This is a genomic window from Bacillus pumilus (genome assembly GCF_900186955.1).
GTDB classification, from domain to species: Bacteria; Bacillota; Bacilli; order Bacillales; family Bacillaceae; genus Bacillus; species Bacillus pumilus.
This window is the reverse complement of record NZ_LT906438.1, coordinates 1-17,217: the sequence shown is the minus strand read 5'-3', so window position 1 is coordinate 17,217 and position 17,217 is coordinate 1. Positions and strand designations below refer to the sequence as shown.

9 protein-coding genes, 2 tRNA genes and 3 rRNA genes are annotated in these 17,217 nt (G+C 43.8%); 1 reads left to right on the top strand and 13 read right to left on the bottom strand.

The window, feature by feature from the left end; genetic code table 11:
• Positions 1-129 precede the first annotated feature (129 nt).
• Positions 130-1,596, bottom strand: a complete 1,467-nt coding sequence (gene guaB / locus CKW02_RS00070) for an IMP dehydrogenase (protein WP_003218109.1) — start codon at positions 1,594-1,596, stop codon at positions 130-132.
• Positions 1,597-1,717: 121 nt separating this feature from the next.
• Here guaB and CKW02_RS00065 point away from each other — a divergent pair, with 121 nt between their 5' ends.
• Positions 1,718-2,686 (top strand): YaaC family protein, encoded by a 969-nt coding sequence (locus CKW02_RS00065; RefSeq protein ID WP_003218107.1) that lies wholly within the window; start codon positions 1,718-1,720, stop codon positions 2,684-2,686.
• A gap of 11 nt (positions 2,687-2,697) precedes the next feature.
• On the opposite strand, the gene rrf is transcribed toward CKW02_RS00065, so the two are convergent.
• The 12 genes from rrf to dnaA form a co-directional block, all read right to left on the bottom strand.
• Positions 2,698-2,813, bottom strand: a 5S ribosomal RNA gene (rrf, locus tag CKW02_RS00060).
• 61 nt (positions 2,814-2,874) lie between these two features.
• Positions 2,875-5,805, bottom strand: a 23S ribosomal RNA gene (locus CKW02_RS00055).
• A 98-nt stretch (positions 5,806-5,903) separates the two neighbouring features.
• Positions 5,904-5,979 (bottom strand) — tRNA-Ala (locus CKW02_RS00050).
• Positions 5,980-5,993: 14 nt separating this feature from the next.
• Positions 5,994-6,070 (bottom strand) — tRNA-Ile (locus CKW02_RS00045).
• Between the two features lie 95 nt (positions 6,071-6,165).
• A 16S ribosomal RNA gene (locus CKW02_RS00040) occupies positions 6,166-7,713 on the bottom strand.
• Together the 16S, 23S and 5S rRNA genes with 2 tRNA genes alongside form the textbook arrangement of a ribosomal RNA operon.
• A 365-nt stretch (positions 7,714-8,078) precedes the next feature.
• Positions 8,079-10,580: a DNA gyrase subunit A gene (gene gyrA / locus CKW02_RS00035; RefSeq protein ID WP_003214767.1), complete on the bottom strand. Its 2,502-nt coding sequence runs from the start codon at positions 10,578-10,580 to the stop codon at positions 8,079-8,081.
• Positions 10,581-10,812: 232 nt separating this feature from the next.
• The gene (gene gyrB, locus CKW02_RS00030; RefSeq protein WP_034620352.1) at positions 10,813-12,729 is read right to left on the bottom strand and encodes a DNA topoisomerase (ATP-hydrolyzing) subunit B; all 1,917 of its coding nucleotides are present in this window, start codon (positions 12,727-12,729) and stop codon (positions 10,813-10,815) included.
• A gap of 57 nt (positions 12,730-12,786) precedes the next feature.
• On the bottom strand, positions 12,787-13,032 hold the full coding sequence (gene remB / locus CKW02_RS00025; protein ID WP_003214686.1) for an extracellular matrix regulator RemB: 246 nt from the start codon (positions 13,030-13,032) through the stop codon (positions 12,787-12,789).
• A 17-nt stretch (positions 13,033-13,049) separates the two neighbouring features.
• Positions 13,050-14,162, bottom strand: coding sequence for a DNA replication/repair protein RecF (recF, locus tag CKW02_RS00020; RefSeq protein ID WP_003215341.1), 1,113 nt, complete (start codon positions 14,160-14,162; stop codon positions 13,050-13,052).
• 16 nt (positions 14,163-14,178) lie between these two features.
• Entirely contained in the window at positions 14,179-14,394 is a 216-nt protein-coding gene (yaaA, locus tag CKW02_RS00015; RefSeq protein WP_003215257.1) for a S4 domain-containing protein YaaA, read from the bottom strand.
• A 149-nt stretch (positions 14,395-14,543) separates the two neighbouring features.
• On the bottom strand, positions 14,544-15,680 hold the full coding sequence (gene dnaN / locus CKW02_RS00010) for a DNA polymerase III subunit beta (RefSeq protein WP_003214619.1): 1,137 nt from the start codon (positions 15,678-15,680) through the stop codon (positions 14,544-14,546).
• A gap of 196 nt (positions 15,681-15,876) precedes the next feature.
• The gene (gene dnaA, locus CKW02_RS00005; RefSeq protein ID WP_003214781.1) at positions 15,877-17,217 is read right to left on the bottom strand and encodes a chromosomal replication initiator protein DnaA; all 1,341 of its coding nucleotides are present in this window, start codon (positions 17,215-17,217) and stop codon (positions 15,877-15,879) included.

Genomic DNA, 17,217 nt, shown 5'->3' with positions numbered 1-17,217 from the left:
CATATTTCATATATATTTAATCCACAAGGGCTTATTTCAACACAACAGTATAAATTTTATCACAATAAAGACAAAAAAAATAGACAGAGTCATAGACCCTGTCAAATGTAATTTGATTGTCACAATTTATCAAGAAATTGTGTAGTTTGGTGATTCTTTTGTAATTTGTACATCATGTGGATGACTCTCACGAAGTCCTGCACCAGTCATGCGAATGAACTGTGCATCTTCTCTAAGAGAGCGTAAGTCCTGTGTTCCACAATAGCCCATACCAGAACGGATACCGCCAACGAGTTGATACACTGTATCAACGACTGGTCCTTTGTATGGTGTACGGCCTTCAATACCTTCTGGAACGAATTTTTTATTATCTTCTTGGAAGTAACGATCTTTACTTCCTTTTTCCATTGCAGCGACTGAACCCATACCGCGATAAACTTTGAAGCGTCTACCTTGGAAAATTTCTGTGTCTCCTGGGCTTTCAGATGTACCAGCTAGAAGGCTTCCAAGCATTACAGCATGTCCACCAGATGCTAGAGCTTTTACGATATCACCTGAATATTTAATTCCACCATCTGCAATAATAGCTTTACCATGTTTTCTTGCTTCTGTTGCACAGTCATAGATCGCTGTGATTTGTGGTACACCAACGCCTGCAACAACACGTGTTGTACAAATAGATCCTGGTCCGATACCGACTTTCACAATATCGGCTCCTGCTTCAAACAATGCTTTAGTTGCTTCGGCTGTTGCCACATTACCAGCAATGATATTAAGAGAAGGATACGTTTCACGGATTTTCGATACAGTGTTTAGAACACCTTGTGAATGACCATGTGCCGTATCAATGACAACGACATCCACATTGGCTTCGACTAATTTTCTCACACGAGTCATTGTATCGCCAGTGACACCAACAGCGGCACCAACAATTAAACGACCATGTGCATCTTTAGAGGAGTTAGGGAATTCGATCACTTTTTCAATATCTTTGATGGTGATGAGACCTTTTAACGTTCCTTCGTCATCTAAAAGAGGTAATTTTTCAATTTTGTATTGCTGTAGGATTTTTTCAGCTTCTTCTAACGTCGTACCGACAGAAGCTGTCACAAGTTCCTCTTTTGTCATCACATCGCTAATCTTCATTGAATAATCCGAAATAAATCGAAGGTCACGGTTCGTAATAATACCGACAAGCTTTTGATCTTCTATGTTATTTACAATCGGTACACCTGAAATACGGTATTTACCCATTAAGTGCTCTGCATCAAAGACTTGATGCTCAGGTGTTAAGAAGAATGGATTTGTAATAACGCCGCGCTCTGAACGTTTTACTTTATCCACTTGCTCTGCTTGTTGCTCAATAGACATGTTCTTATGAATGATACCAAGACCACCTTGACGTGCCATTGCAATCGCCATTTGTGATTCAGTCACCGTGTCCATTCCTGCACTGATAATTGGAATGTTTAGTTTTAATGTGCTTGTTAACTCAACTGATAAATCGACATCTCGCGGAAGTACTTCAGACTTAGCTGGAACAAGCAAAACATCGTCAAACGTCAAACCTTCTTTTGAAAATTTACTTTCCCACATTAGTAAATCCCCCTCTTTTCGGCAAAATATTATATGTAGATTATCAACTAGCAAACAGCATGTCAAGGAAGCAACAAACAGTTGCAATTTTTAGAAAATATAAAGAGAGTTGAGGAAGAAGATGAAAAGTTCAGGATGGAAGGATTTAAAACGTTTTTACTCACTTGAAACTTCCCAAAAATTTCTATATCAACAATATGAGAAACGGAACATTCAAGATGCAAACCAGCAAGCCTTTAAAAACTGTGAACGGTTTATTTATTTTTTAAAGCATGGCCATACGTTCTATGAACAGGCAGCTATCGCTCCACTCGAACTGAAGCCCATTTTATTGTTTTATGGAATGGCTCAGTTGCTAAAGGCATGTTTACTGACAGTTGATCCTCACTATCCTTCTCAAACCTCTGTTTTGGCCCATGGTGTAACATCGAGAAAGAGAAAGAAGCAGCACTACCGTTTTAGTGAAGATGAGGTGAAAATTCAACGAAATGGACTATGCATGCATGTGTTAAAGCATCTATTTCATTTAAATGGACTTGAAGATGAACGATTTACGATGATTCATCTCCTTTCAAAGATACCTGAAATGAGTCATATTCTGGAGTTTCAAAAGCAGCCCTCGACATTAGTTAAAGTGGAAAAGGCCAATGGGATGATGATTCAAGATCATATTCCATTGCTATATAACATGTCTGCTGAACGTTTTATTGAATACTTTGAGTTTCATACAAGTTGGAAACTCAAACAGAGAGAAGCCAAAAAGCTGACGTTTGATGTATCTCTAGAAGAAAACCCAGCGCTGGCTACTCATCTTCATTATGATTTAGAAATGGATCAATGGTATATTCCGTCAACGCGTGATTCCTTTTTAGGGATTCCTGAGATCATCAGTCATTACTTATTAATGTATAACCTCAGTATGATTGCCCGCTACGAAACTGAATGGTGGTACGAGCTGCTGTCTCAATACATTAGTGATGATTACGTCATGATTGAACGCTACATGGAGATTGCCGAAGAGAAGTTCCCAGCTTATATCATGATGCTATTAGAAGAAAAAACAAAAAAGACCAGTTCCTTATGGAACTGATCCTTAGAAAAGCTTGGCGGCGTCCTACTCTCACAGGGGGAGACCCCCAACTACCATCGGCGCTGAAGAGCTTAACTTCCGTGTTCGGTATGGGAACGGGTGTGACCTCTTCGCTATCGCCACCAAACCTGATGGAGAGAATGTTCTCTCAAAACTAGATAACAATGTTCAAACTTCACATTAGAATATAGGTTAAGTCCTCGATCTATTAGTATCTGTCAGCTCCACGTGTCACCACGCTTCCACCTCAGACCTATCAACCTGATCATCTTTCAGGGATCTTACTTCCTTGCGGAATGGGAAATCTCATCTTGAGGGGGGCTTCATGCTTAGATGCTTTCAGCACTTATCCCGTCCGCACATAGCTACCCAGCGATGCCCTTGGCAGAACAACTGGTACACCAGCGGTGCGTCCATCCCGGTCCTCTCGTACTAAGGACAGCTCCTCTCAAATTTCCTGCGCCCGCGACGGATAGGGACCGAACTGTCTCACGACGTTCTGAACCCAGCTCGCGTACCGCTTTAATGGGCGAACAGCCCAACCCTTGGGACCGACTACAGCCCCAGGATGCGATGAGCCGACATCGAGGTGCCAAACCTCCCCGTCGATGTGGACTCTTGGGGGAGATAAGCCTGTTATCCCCGGGGTAGCTTTTATCCGTTGAGCGATGGCCCTTCCATGCGGAACCACCGGATCACTAAGCCCGACTTTCGTCCCTGCTCGACTTGTAGGTCTCGCAGTCAAGCTCCCTTGTGCCTTTACACTCTGCGAATGATTTCCAACCATTCTGAGGGAACCTTTGGGCGCCTCCGTTACATTTTAGGAGGCGACCGCCCCAGTCAAACTGCCCACCTGACACTGTCTCCCTGCCCGATAAGGGCAGCGGGTTAGAAGGTCAATACAGCCAGGGTAGTATCCCACCGATGCCTCCACCGAAGCTAGCGCTCCGGTTTCCAAGGCTCCTACCTATCCTGTACAAGCTGTACCAACATTCAATATCAGGCTGCAGTAAAGCTCCACGGGGTCTTTCCGTCCTGTCGCGGGTAACCTGCATCTTCACAGGTACTATAATTTCACCGAGTCTCTCGTTGAGACAGTGCCCAGATCGTTGCGCCTTTCGTGCGGGTCGGAACTTACCCGACAAGGAATTTCGCTACCTTAGGACCGTTATAGTTACGGCCGCCGTTTACTGGGGCTTCAATTCGCACCTTCGCTTACGCTAAGCGCTCCTCTTAACCTTCCAGCACCGGGCAGGCGTCAGCCCCTATACTTCGCCTTACGGCTTCGCAGAGACCTGTGTTTTTGCTAAACAGTCGCCTGGGCCTATTCACTGCGGCTTCTCGGGGCTTTAACACCCTAAGAAGCACCCCTTCTCCCGAAGTTACGGGGTCATTTTGCCGAGTTCCTTAACGAGAGTTCTCTCGATCACCTTAGGATTCTCTCCTCGCCTACCTGTGTCGGTTTGCGGTACGGGCACCTCTCACCTCGCTAGAGGCTTTTCTTGGCAGTGTGGAATCAGGAACTTCGCTACTAAATTTCGCTCGCCATCACAGCTCAGCCTTTATGGGAAACGGATTTGCCTATTTCCCAGCCTAACTGCTTGGACGCGGATATCCAATACCGCGCTTACCCTATCCTCCTGCGTCCCCCCATTGCTCAAATGGTGAGGAGGTGGTACAGGAATATCAACCTGTTGTCCATCGCCTACGCCTTTCGGCCTCGGCTTAGGTCCCGACTAACCCTGAGCGGACGAGCCTTCCTCAGGAAACCTTAGGCATTCGGTGGACGGGATTCTCACCCGTCTTTCGCTACTCATACCGGCATTCTCACTTCTAAGCGCTCCACCAGTCCTTCCGGTCTGACTTCACAGCACTTAGAACGCTCTCCTACCACTGTTCGTAAGAACAGTCCGCAGCTTCGGTGATACGTTTAGCCCCGGTACATTTTCGGCGCAGAGTCACTCGACCAGTGAGCTATTACGCACTCTTTAAATGGTGGCTGCTTCTAAGCCAACATCCTGGTTGTCTAAGCAACTCCACATCCTTTTCCACTTAACGTATACTTTGGGACCTTAGCTGGCGGTCTGGGCTGTTTCCCTTTCGACTACGGATCTTATCACTCGCAGTCTGACTCCCAAGGATAAGTCATCGGCATTCGGAGTTTGACTGAATTCGGTAACCCGGTAGGGGCCCCTAGTCCAATCAGTGCTCTACCTCCGAGACTCTTACCTTGAGGCTAGCCCTAAAGCTATTTCGGAGAGAACCAGCTATCTCCAGGTTCGATTGGCATTTCACCCCTACCCACACCTCATCCCCGCACTTTTCAACGTGCGTGGGTTCGGGCCTCCATTCAGTGTTACCTGAACTTCACCCTGGACATGGGTAGATCACCTGGTTTCGGGTCTACGACCACGTACTCATGCGCCCTATTCAGACTCGCTTTCGCTGCGGCTCCGCATCTTCTGCTTAACCTTGCACGGGATCGTAACTCGCCGGTTCATTCTACAAAAGGCACGCCATCACCCTTTAACGGGCTCTGACTACTTGTAGGCACACGGTTTCAGGATCTATTTCACTCCCCTTCCGGGGTGCTTTTCACCTTTCCCTCACGGTACTGGTTCACTATCGGTCACTAGGGAGTATTTAGCCTTGGGAGATGGTCCTCCCGGATTCCGACGGAATTTCACGTGTTCCGCCGTACTCAGGATCCACTCTGGAGAGAACAACATTTCAGTTACAGGGCTGTTACCTTCTTTGGCGGGCCTTTCCAGACCTCTTCGCTTATATCGTTCCTTTGTAACTCCGTATAGAGTGTCCTACAACCCCAAGAGGCAAGCCTCTTGGTTTGGGCTGTTCCCGTTTCGCTCGCCGCTACTCAGGGAATCGCATTTGCTTTCTCTTCCTCCGGGTACTTAGATGTTTCAGTTCCCCGGGTATGCCTTCTCATACTCTATGTATTCAAGTATGGATACTACTCCATTACGAGCAGTGGGTTTCCCCATTCGGAAATCTCCGGATCAAAGCTTGCTTACAGCTCCCCGAAGCATATCGGTGTTCGTCCCGTCCTTCATCGGCTCCTAGTGCCAAGGCATCCACCGTGCGCCCTTTCTAACTTAACCATTTCTTACTTTAGAAAGAATCACTATGTGTGATGAACTTTGCATTGCATTCAATGTGAATGTATTACTTATTGTTATCTAGTTTTCAAAGAACACGTTGGTGGAGCCTAGCGGGATCGAACCGCTGACCTCCTGCGTGCAAGGCAGGCGCTCTCCCAGCTGAGCTAAGGCCCCGATTTAATAGAAGATGGTGGGCCTGAGTGGACTCGAACCACCGACCTCACGCTTATCAGGCGTGCGCTCTAACCAGCTGAGCTACAGGCCCATCTTTCATATCGAAGATATGATGTTGTAGGATCTTTTGCAAGTTCCTTCAAAACTAAACAAGACGAAAACGCACACTGCTCCATATATCCTTAGAAAGGAGGTGATCCAGCCGCACCTTCCGATACGGCTACCTTGTTACGACTTCACCCCAATCATCTGCCCCACCTTCGGCGGCTGGCTCCATAAAGGTTACCTCACCGACTTCGGGTGTTGCAAACTCTCGTGGTGTGACGGGCGGTGTGTACAAGGCCCGGGAACGTATTCACCGCGGCATGCTGATCCGCGATTACTAGCGATTCCAGCTTCACGCAGTCGAGTTGCAGACTGCGATCCGAACTGAGAACAGATTTATGGGATTGGCTAAACCTTGCGGTCTCGCAGCCCTTTGTTCTGTCCATTGTAGCACGTGTGTAGCCCAGGTCATAAGGGGCATGATGATTTGACGTCATCCCCACCTTCCTCCGGTTTGTCACCGGCAGTCACCTTAGAGTGCCCAACTAAATGCTGGCAACTAAGATCAAGGGTTGCGCTCGTTGCGGGACTTAACCCAACATCTCACGACACGAGCTGACGACAACCATGCACCACCTGTCACTCTGTCCCCGAAGGGAAAGCCCTATCTCTAGGGTTGTCAGAGGATGTCAAGACCTGGTAAGGTTCTTCGCGTTGCTTCGAATTAAACCACATGCTCCACCGCTTGTGCGGGCCCCCGTCAATTCCTTTGAGTTTCAGTCTTGCGACCGTACTCCCCAGGCGGAGTGCTTAATGCGTTAGCTGCAGCACTAAGGGGCGGAAACCCCCTAACACTTAGCACTCATCGTTTACGGCGTGGACTACCAGGGTATCTAATCCTGTTCGCTCCCCACGCTTTCGCTCCTCAGCGTCAGTTACAGACCAGAGAGTCGCCTTCGCCACTGGTGTTCCTCCACATCTCTACGCATTTCACCGCTACACGTGGAATTCCACTCTCCTCTTCTGCACTCAAGTTTCCCAGTTTCCAATGACCCTCCCCGGTTGAGCCGGGGGCTTTCACATCAGACTTAAGAAACCGCCTGCGAGCCCTTTACGCCCAATAATTCCGGACAACGCTTGCCACCTACGTATTACCGCGGCTGCTGGCACGTAGTTAGCCGTGGCTTTCTGGTTAGGTACCGTCAAGGTGCGAGCAGTTACTCTCGCACTTGTTCTTCCCTAACAACAGAGCTTTACGATCCGAAAACCTTCATCACTCACGCGGCGTTGCTCCGTCAGACTTTCGTCCATTGCGGAAGATTCCCTACTGCTGCCTCCCGTAGGAGTCTGGGCCGTGTCTCAGTCCCAGTGTGGCCGATCACCCTCTCAGGTCGGCTACGCATCGTCGCCTTGGTGAGCCATTACCCCACCAACTAGCTAATGCGCCGCGGGTCCATCTGTAAGTGACAGCCAAACCGTCTTTCATCCTTGAACCATGCGGTTCAAGGAACTATCCGGTATTAGCTCCGGTTTCCCGGAGTTATCCCAGTCTTACAGGTAGGTTACCCACGTGTTACTCACCCGTCCGCCGCTAACATCCGGGAGCAAGCTCCCTTCTGTTCGCTCGACTTGCATGTATTAGGCACGCCGCCAGCGTTCGTCCTGAGCCAGGATCAAACTCTCCGAAAAAGTACAAAACCGAAGTTTTGTTTTTCGTCAGCGTTTGACTGACTACCTATGATATAACATAGGATTTTTTTATAAACTCGAATTAACAGGTACGTTTTGTCTTGTTTAGTTTTCAAAGAACTTGTGTGTCACTCTCTTAAAGCGACCACTTAAATATATCATATATCTCTATCAACAGTCAACATTTTTCTTAAAAAACATTTTGTTTTTCTAAGAAGTTTTTACTGGGGAATGAGATAAAAAATAGAGCCTCTTTTTGCTCCTTTGAAAGATTAACACATATCTATGAAAAAAGCATTATAAATTTCAAAAAAAGTGATGTTTTTTCAAAAAAAAATAAAGCCGGTGAAAAACCGGCTTTATTTTTACTCAGATTGCTCTTGATCTGACTCTATATTCTCTACGTTCTCTTCATTATCTTCATCGTCTTCTTGTGATTGTTCAACTAATGCCACTGTTGCGACATGTTCCTCATCACCAAGACGGATTAGGCGGACACCTTGAGTGACACGGCCTGTTGTCGAAATGTCTGAAACGGCCATACGAATGATGACACCGCTCCCTGTAATAATCATCAAGTCTTCTTCAGCTTCAGCATTGGTCGCCTTCACTGTGACAAGCGGACCATTGTTGTCAGTGATCTTGCATGTTTTAAGACCTTTACCGCCTCGAGTTTGAACACGATATTCTTTTTCAGGCGTTAATTTACCATAACCTCTTTCGGTTACGATCAATACGTTTGCATCTGGCTCAAGGATTTCCATTCCAACGACGATGTCATCCTCAGAAAGTGTAATCCCTTTGACCCCAGCTGCCGTACGTCCCATTTCACGAACATCTGTCTCGGCGAAACGAATCAGCATCCCCTTTTTCGTCCCAATGATGATTTGTTTTTCTCCATTGGTTAAACGAACGGCCATCAGTTCATCTTCGTCACGAAGGCTAAGTGCAATAAGACCGTTGTTTCGAATGTTAGCGAACTGGGACAATGTCGTCCGTTTGGATACACCATGTCTTGTTGTAAAGAAGAGATACGAATTTTCATCAAATTCGCTTACAGGAATAATGGCGTTAATCCATTCTCCCTTTTCTACTTCAAGAAGGTTAATGATCGGAATCCCTTTCGCTGTCCGTCCGAATTCAGGAATCTCATACCCTTTCGCACGATAAACCTTCCCTTTATTAGAGAAGAAAAGAATCGTATCGTGGGTCGATGTTGAAATCAACTGTTCAACGAAATCATCTTCGTTGGTTCCCATTCCTTGGACACCTTTACCGCCTCTTTTTTGACTGCGGTATGTTGATGCAGGGAGACGCTTGATATAACCATTATGCGTCAGCGTAATCACGATGTTCTCAACAGGAATCAAATCTTCGTCTTCAATTGTTTCAATACCCGCTGTCACAATTTCAGTACGGCGCGTATCATTGAAGCGTTCTTTAATTTCTATTAATTCTTCTCTAATGATTTCAAGTACTTTCTCATTGTCTGCTAAAATGGCTTTTAATTCAGCAATCAAATCAACAAGTCCTTTATATTCATCTTCTATCTTTTCTCGTTCTAGACCAGTCAAACGCTGAAGTCGCATATCAAGAATGGCCTGTGCCTGTTTTTCAGACAAGCTATAGTTCTCCATCAAACCATTTCTCGCAATTTCCGCAGTTTGAGAGCCTCTAATTAAAGCAATGACTTCATCTAAGTGATCAAGTGCAATTCTCAGACCTTCTAAAATGTGTGCTCTTGCTTCTGCTTTACGTAGCTCATACGCTGTTCTTCTGCGAATGATCACTTTTTGATGCTCTAGATAGTACTCTAGACATTGTTTGAGGGACAAGACTTTCGGCTGTCCATCAACAAGTGCTAATAAGTTGATACCAAAAGACGTTTGAAGTGTCGTTTGTTTATAAAGATTGTTTAATAGAACATGAACGTTTGCATCTCTACGCAGTTCAATGACAATACGCATACCATTACGATCTGATTCATCACGCAAGTCTGTAATGCCATCAATCTTTTTATCACGCACAAGATCAGCAATTTTTTCAATTAAACGGGCTTTGTTGACTTGGTAAGGAATCTCATTGATAACAATGCGCTGTTTACCACTAGATGTTTCCTCAATATCCGATTTTGCTCTTAATGTAATAGAGCCGCGCCCTGTCTCATACGCCTTCCGAATACCACTTCGGCCAATGATTTGACCTGCTGTTGGGAAATCTGGACCTGGGATGATATCCATAAGTTCCTGTGTGGTCATTTCAGGGTTTTGACTGATAGCCAATACCCCATCAATCACTTCACCTAATTGGTGTGGCGGAATATTGGTCGCCATTCCTACAGCAATTCCTGTCGCTCCGTTGACCAATAAGTTCGGGAATCTTGCAGGCATCACCATTGGCTCTCTTTCACTGCCGTCATAGTTATCCTGATAATCAATGGTATCCTTAGTGATATCACGGAGGATTTCCATAGAAATCTTCGATAGACGTGCCTCGGTGTAACGCATCGCCGCTGCTCCGTCTCCATCGACTGAACCAAAGTTTCCATGACCATCTACTAACATATAACGATAGTTGAAGTCTTGCGCCATACGAACCATCGCTTCGTATACAGCACTGTCACCATGAGGGTGATACTTACCGATAACTTCCCCGACGATACGTGCAGATTTCTTAAATGGTTTATCACTTGTCATACCTAGGTCATTCATCGCATACAAAATTCTTCGATGCACGGGCTTTAATCCGTCACGCACATCTGGTAATGCACGCGACACAATCACACTCATTGCATAATCTAAAAAAGACGTACGCATTTCCTGACTAATATTCACTTCGCGTACATTTGGTGTATGTTGTTCACTCACTATAAGAACCTCCCTTTACGTATCACATGAAATAAATTATGTGGGAGTAAAATATGTATTTATCTTCACAAGACTATTCTCCATTATATCAATAATCTCGTCTTTATACACATTTATTTACTAGAAAATCAGCGAAAACACGGAAAAACAGGACATTGGTTACACGCCCCTATTTCTTGAAAAACAACCTTATTCCAAACAAGAAATAAGGTTGTTCTCAGTAGGGATCTATCTAAATATCGAGGTTTTTCACGTATTGCGCATTTTCTTCGATAAAGTTTCTTCTCGGCTCTACTTTATCTCCCATGAGCATTTCAAATGTCTCATCAGCATCGATCGCATCCTCAAGTGTGACTTGAAGAAGTGTTCTCGCATCAGGGTCCATTGTTGTTTCCCAAAGCTGAGTTGCGTTCATTTCTCCAAGACCTTTATAGCGCTGAAGTCCAGGTTTTGGTGTTTGAGGCAATGTCTTTAGCAGCTCATCTAGCTGTTTATCGTTATACACATACTCAACACGTTTACCTTGCTGCACTTTAAATAAAGGTGGCTGCGCAATATACACATAACCGTTTTCAATGATTTCACGCATGTAGCGATAGAAGAATGTTAAAAGCAGCGTTCGAATGTGCGCTCCATCGACATCCGCATCCGTCATGATCACAACTTTGTGATAGCGAGCTTTCTCTAAATTAAAGTCTTCTCCGATTCCAGTCCCTAACGCTGTAATCATTGACCGAACCTCGTTGTTCGATAGAATTTTATCTAGTCGCGCTTTTTCTACGTTTAGGATCTTCCCTCTTAACGGTAAGATTGCTTGGAAGTGACGATCACGACCTTGCTTAGCAGATCCACCCGCAGAATCTCCCTCTACGATATAAAGTTCAGAGATGGAAGGGTCTTTAGAAGAACAATCCGCCAGTTTCCCCGGTAAGCTGGAGACTTCCAGTGCACTTTTACGTCTTGTCAGCTCACGTGCCTTTTTGGCAGCCATTCTTGCACGAGCTGCCATCACGCCTTTCTCCACAATTTTCTTTGCAGCATCAGGGTTCTCTAAGAGGAATTTCTCAAGTGCTTCAGAGAAAAGGGAGTCGGTAATGGTTCTTGCTTCTGAGTTACCGAGCTTTGTCTTCGTTTGTCCTTCGAATTGAGGATCTGGATGTTTGATGGAGATAATGGCTGTTAAGCCCTCTCGCACATCTTCACCGCTCAAATTCGAGTCTCCATCTTTGAATACGCCATTTTTACGAGCATAATCATTGATGACACGTGTCAGACCTGTTTTAAAGCCTGCTTCGTGTGTTCCGCCTTCATACGTGTTGATATTGTTGGCGAAGGAATAGATGTTGCTTGTATAGGAATCGTTATATTGTAATGCCACTTCAACCGTGATTCCATCTTTTTCACCTTCGATGTAAACGGGTTCTTCATGAACGACTTCTTTTGAGCGATTTAAATGTTCTACATAGCTCTTAATACCGCCTTCATAGCAGTATTCATTTCGTCGTTCTTTCCCCTCACGTAAATCTTCAATAACGATGTTGACACCTTTTGTTAAGAAAGCTAACTCACGTACACGGTTGGCAAGTGTGTCGTAATCAAATTCAATGGTTTCAGTAAAAATTTCTGTATCTGGCACAAAATGAGTGGTTGTCCCTGTAACATCTGTTTCACCAATGATCTCTAAATCTCCAACTGGAACACCACGTTTGAATTGTTGATAATGAATTTTCCCATCACGATATACGGTCACGTCTAAGGTCGTAGATAACGCATTAACAACAGATGCCCCTACGCCATGCAGACCGCCAGATACTTTATAACCGCTGCCGTCAAATTTACCGCCAGCGTGAAGAACAGTCATAATAACCTCTACAGCAGGACGTCCCATTTTCTCATGAATCCCAACAGGAATTCCGCGGCCATTATCTTTCACTGTAATGCTATTATCCTTTTCAATTTGCACCGTAATATCTGTGCAATATCCAGCTAAAGCCTCATCAATACTGTTGTCGACAATTTCCCATACAAGATGGTGAAGTCCTTTTGCACTGGTTGACCCAATGTACATTCCTGGACGTTTTCTAACAGCTTCTAGTCCTTCAAGCACCTGTATCTGATTTTCATCATAACTATTATGTTGCTGTTCCATTGCCACGTACATTCACCTACACTTTTCTTAAACGATATATTTATATGAATTGAGCTTTTAGACTTCAATTTCAATCACAAATGAAGCACGTTTTTTGAGCGTGCTTGAGGAAAGAGGAGAGTAATAAACAGATTTAGTTGTGACGACGATGGATTTGGGTGTCCCTTGTGATAACGAAATGATTTGTCCTTCTTGTTTTAGGAGAAACTCTTCCACAACAGAAGACGACCTCATTTTGTAATCAACAATTGCGACAATCTCTCGTGTAGAAACAACACAATCATCACCTAAATGAATATACAAGACCCACACCTCATTTATCAGTCAATTACTTTTCCACTGGCTACTCTGAAAATTTCCGCTTCTTTCAAGGTGGCGTGATCGATGCCCTCAACACTTGTTGTGGTGACGAAGGTCTGTACACGTCCCTGAATGGTATGGAGCAAATGAGACTGTCTGTAATCATCAAGTTCAGATAAAACATCATCGAGTAGAAGAATGGGATATTCTCCGATCTCTTCGTGTATCAAGTCGATTTCTGCCAGTTTTAGTGAAAGAGCTGTTGTTCTTTGCTGCCCTTGAGAGCCATATGTCTGAACATCCCGACCATTCACAAAGAAAAGAAGGTCATCTCTGTGAGGTCCCCACAGCGTCACTCCTCGGTCTATTTCTCTGTCTCTTAGTTTCTGAAACGATTCTTCATAGCTATTCTTTATTTTCGACAAGTCTGACGCTTCTGATACCTCTATCGCCGTGTGGTATTGGAGCGTGAGTGTTTCTAGCTCTCTAGAAATGCCAAAATGCAACGGCTGCGCCCATTTCTCGAGCTGTTTCGTAAAAGTCAGTCGTCTTTTGACAACTTTCGCTGCCGCATCAATCAACTGCTCTGTTAAAACCTCCAGCATCGCTTGATCCTTTTGCTTTCTTGTCTGCAATTGTTTCAAGTAATGATTCCGCTGAGAGAGAATTTTTTGATAGAGCGATAAATCATGCAAGTAGACAGCAGAAACTTGTCCAATCTCCATATCGAGAAATCTTCTGCGGATTTGCGGGCTGCCCTTCACAAGACTTAAGTCCTCTGGTGCAAACATGATGGTGTTTAACGCACCAACATAATGACTGAGCTTCTGTTGTTCAATGTGATTGACCTTGCCCTTTTTCCCTTTTTTTGAGATCACGAGCTGCATTGGGAGTGGACCATTTTTTTTGATGACTCTACCTTCTATTTTAGCATAGTCTTGGTCCCATCGGATAAGTTCTTTATCATTTGACGTACGATGCGACTTTGCCATCGACAATACATAGATCGCTTCCATCAAGTTCGTTTTACCTTGGGCATTCTCACCGATCATGACATTCACCTTGTTGTCGAATTGAAGCTCGGTGTGTTCATAGTTTCGGTATGAAGTTAACGCCAGACTTTGAATGTACATGTATTGTCACCCGTTTCTAATTCACAACTTGAAATGTGCCATAACCTTCTATCTCGACAACATCTCCTGGGTATAGTTTGCGTCCCCGTCTATTATCTGGCTCTTGATTAATGAACACCTCATGTTCACTTAAAAACCATTTCGCCATTCCGCCAGATTGGATGACTTCGGCTAATTTCAAAAACTGCCCTAATGTAATCATTTCTTTCTCAATGGTTATAAGATTAGGCATTGTATCGACCTCTTTCAATATCACTAATATCTAATTGTACTAAAAAACAAGACAAGAAGGAAAGGGGGAAAGCGAACTGGGATGAAAGAAAGCATGGTAAACGAGAAGAAAAGCCGCTGTGCACTCTCACAGCAGCTATTTTAGTTGAATTAATATGTTCTGACTGGAAGAATCAACTGCAAGATTGAATCATCATTTGGTGTGCGCAACAGGAAAGGTCTCATGGCGCCAGTAAAGCTTACATGAATTTCTGTTCCCTCTAATACTTTTAACGCATCCAGCATATATTTTGGACTGAAGGAGATTTTAAGGTCCTCCCCTTTAATGTCATCTGCTTGAACCGTTTCGACTACTTTACCGATCTCAGGTGAATTAGAAGAAATCTCAAGGCTTTGTTCAGGATCAGCTGACAGCTTTACGACGTTATTGCGTCCTTCTCTTGCCAAAAGTGATGCACGATCAATGGCTTGAAGGAATTCCTTCGTGTTGACCACGACATCCGTTTTACTTTCCTGCGGGATCAGGCGAGCTGTATCTGGATAATTACCATCCAGCAATCTTGAGAAGAACAACACGTTTTGTGCTTTAAAGAGAACTTGTGTTTCTGTAATTACGATGCTCACAAGATCTTGTCCGTCGTCAAGGATTCTACTTAACTCTGTTAAACTTTTCCCTGGAATCACGACATTGTATGAGCTTCCCTCGTCAATATCCAACTTTGCTTTTCTTAAAGCAAGACGGTGGCTATCCGTCGCTGTGCATATTAATTCACCTTTTTCTACCCTCCAGTTTACACCTGTCAAGATAGGTCGTGTTTCTGAGGTGGACACTGCAAAAACAGTTTGACGAATTAAGTTTTTAAGCAGGTCTGTCGGAATTTGAAATGCATGATGCTCTTCAATTTGCGGAAGATGCGGATATTCCTCAGCATCTAAGCCGTTTAAGTTAAATTCCGCTGAACCAGAACGGATGTTGGTGAGGTGATTTTGTTCTACTTCAATTTCGACAGTAGTCATTGGCAGTTTCTTCACAATTTCACTAAAGAAGCGGGCCTGAAGCACAATACTCCCTGGACGATCAATCGTGATCACTTCTAAATCTCCATCTCTTTGAGAAATAAAGGATTCAATTGAGATATCAGAGTCGCTTCCTGTGAGAGAAACCCCCTCATCAGATGCAACAATTTTTATCCCTGTCAAAATAGGTATCGTTGTTCTAGAGGATACGGCCTTTAATACATCTTGGACACTTTCGACAAGACGATCTTTTTGAATCGTGAATTTCATAGTGGTCCTCCTAAATTTTCTTAATGACATGTATATATATTTTATTAATAAAAATCGTAGAAGTAATAGTAGGGCTTGTGAATATGTGGATAAGTCGGTAAAAAGAAAGGAAAGACAGCCTATCCACATGTGGACAGACTGTGTATGACTATGCTCTAGTTATTCACATTTCCCCGTACTTATTATATCAGCTAGGTTATTTCAATTGTTCTTTTATTTCTTTCACATGCTGCTGAAGCTGTTCATCTTCAACGATTAATTTCGAAATCTTCTCATGAGCATGAATGACAGTCGTATGATCACGACCTCCAAATTCTTCTCCTATTTTAGGCAGAGAGGAATCGGTCATTTCTCTAGAGAGATACATGGCAATTTGTCTTGGATAAGCAACTGACTTCGTACGTTTCTTCGCTTTGAAATCCTCTAAACGAATATTAAATTGCTGCCCTACAATTCTTTGAATATCTTTAATTGTAATGATCCTTGGCTTCGATGAAGGAATGATGTCCTTTAGCGCTTCAGCTGCTAGATCCGCATTGATATCTTTATTAATTAAAGAAGAATAAGCAACGACACGAATCAAAGCACCCTCCAGTTCACGAATGTTGCTGTCGATTTGATTGGCAATATAAAGCATGACTTCATTCGGAATGTCTAATCCCTCTGCTTTTGCCTTTTTTCGTAAAATCGCAATACGCGTTTCTAAATCTGGCGGGGTAATGTCTGTGATTAAGCCCCATTCGAATCGAGAGCGTAATCTGTCTTCAAGTGTCGGAATTTCTTTCGGCGGCCGATCACTAGAAATGACGATTTGCTTACTTTCTTCGTGAAGTGTGTTGAATGTATGGAAAAATTCTTCTTGTGTTTGTTCTTTTCCTGCTAAAAATTGAATATCATCTATCAAAAGCACATCGACATTCCGATAGCGATTACGGAAATCGACAGCTTTATTGTCTCGGATTGAGTTGATAAATTCATTTGTAAATTTTTCAGATGATAGATAGACCACTTTGGCTGATGGATTATGGTCGATGACATAATGACCAATCGCATGCATCAAGTGAGTCTTTCCTAAACCAACGCCCCCATAAATAAAGAGCGGATTATATGCTTTTGCTGGTGCTTCCGCAACTGCAAGTGAAGCGGCATGCGCAAATCGGTTGCCTGAACCAATAACAAAAGTATCAAATGTATATTTTGGATTCAGCATATTTTGTGGAATATCGACGGGATCTTCTTTAGACATTTTTTTAATTGGAGACTTTGGCATAGCTTCCACTTCATCCTGATTTTGAGGAATAATAAATTTAATACTGAGCTCTTCACCTGTCAGTTCGTAGATGGTATCAGCAATTAAGTGAAGATATCTTGATTCCAGCCAGTCTCTAGCAAATTCATTTGGTGCAGTAATTGTAAGCGTATCGCCTTGAAGAGAATGGGCTTTTGTCGATTTCATCCATGTCTCAAAACTGGGCTTGCTCAACTTTGTCTCTATTTTTTGAAGTGCTTTATTCCACAGATCCAAAATATTTTCCAT

Bases quoted from the DNA above. Each gene is read 5' to 3' on its own strand.
- guaB (WP_003218109.1), bottom strand. From the start codon at position 1,596: ATGTGGGAAAGTAAATTTTCAAAAGAAGGTTTGACGTTTGACGATGTT.
- CKW02_RS00065 (WP_003218107.1), top strand. From the start codon at position 1,718: ATGAAAAGTTCAGGATGGAAGGATTTAAAACGTTTTTACTCACTTGAA.
- gyrB (WP_034620352.1), bottom strand. From the start codon at position 12,729: ATGGAACAGCAACATAATAGTTATGATGAAAATCAGATACAGGTGCTT.
- recF (WP_003215341.1), bottom strand. From the start codon at position 14,162: ATGTACATTCAAAGTCTGGCGTTAACTTCATACCGAAACTATGAACAC.
- yaaA (WP_003215257.1), bottom strand. From the start codon at position 14,394: ATGCCTAATCTTATAACCATTGAGAAAGAAATGATTACATTAGGGCAG.
- dnaN (WP_003214619.1), bottom strand. From the start codon at position 15,680: ATGAAATTCACGATTCAAAAAGATCGTCTTGTCGAAAGTGTCCAAGAT.
- dnaA (WP_003214781.1), bottom strand. From the start codon at position 17,217: ATGGAAAATATTTTGGATCTGTGGAATAAAGCACTTCAAAAAATAGAG.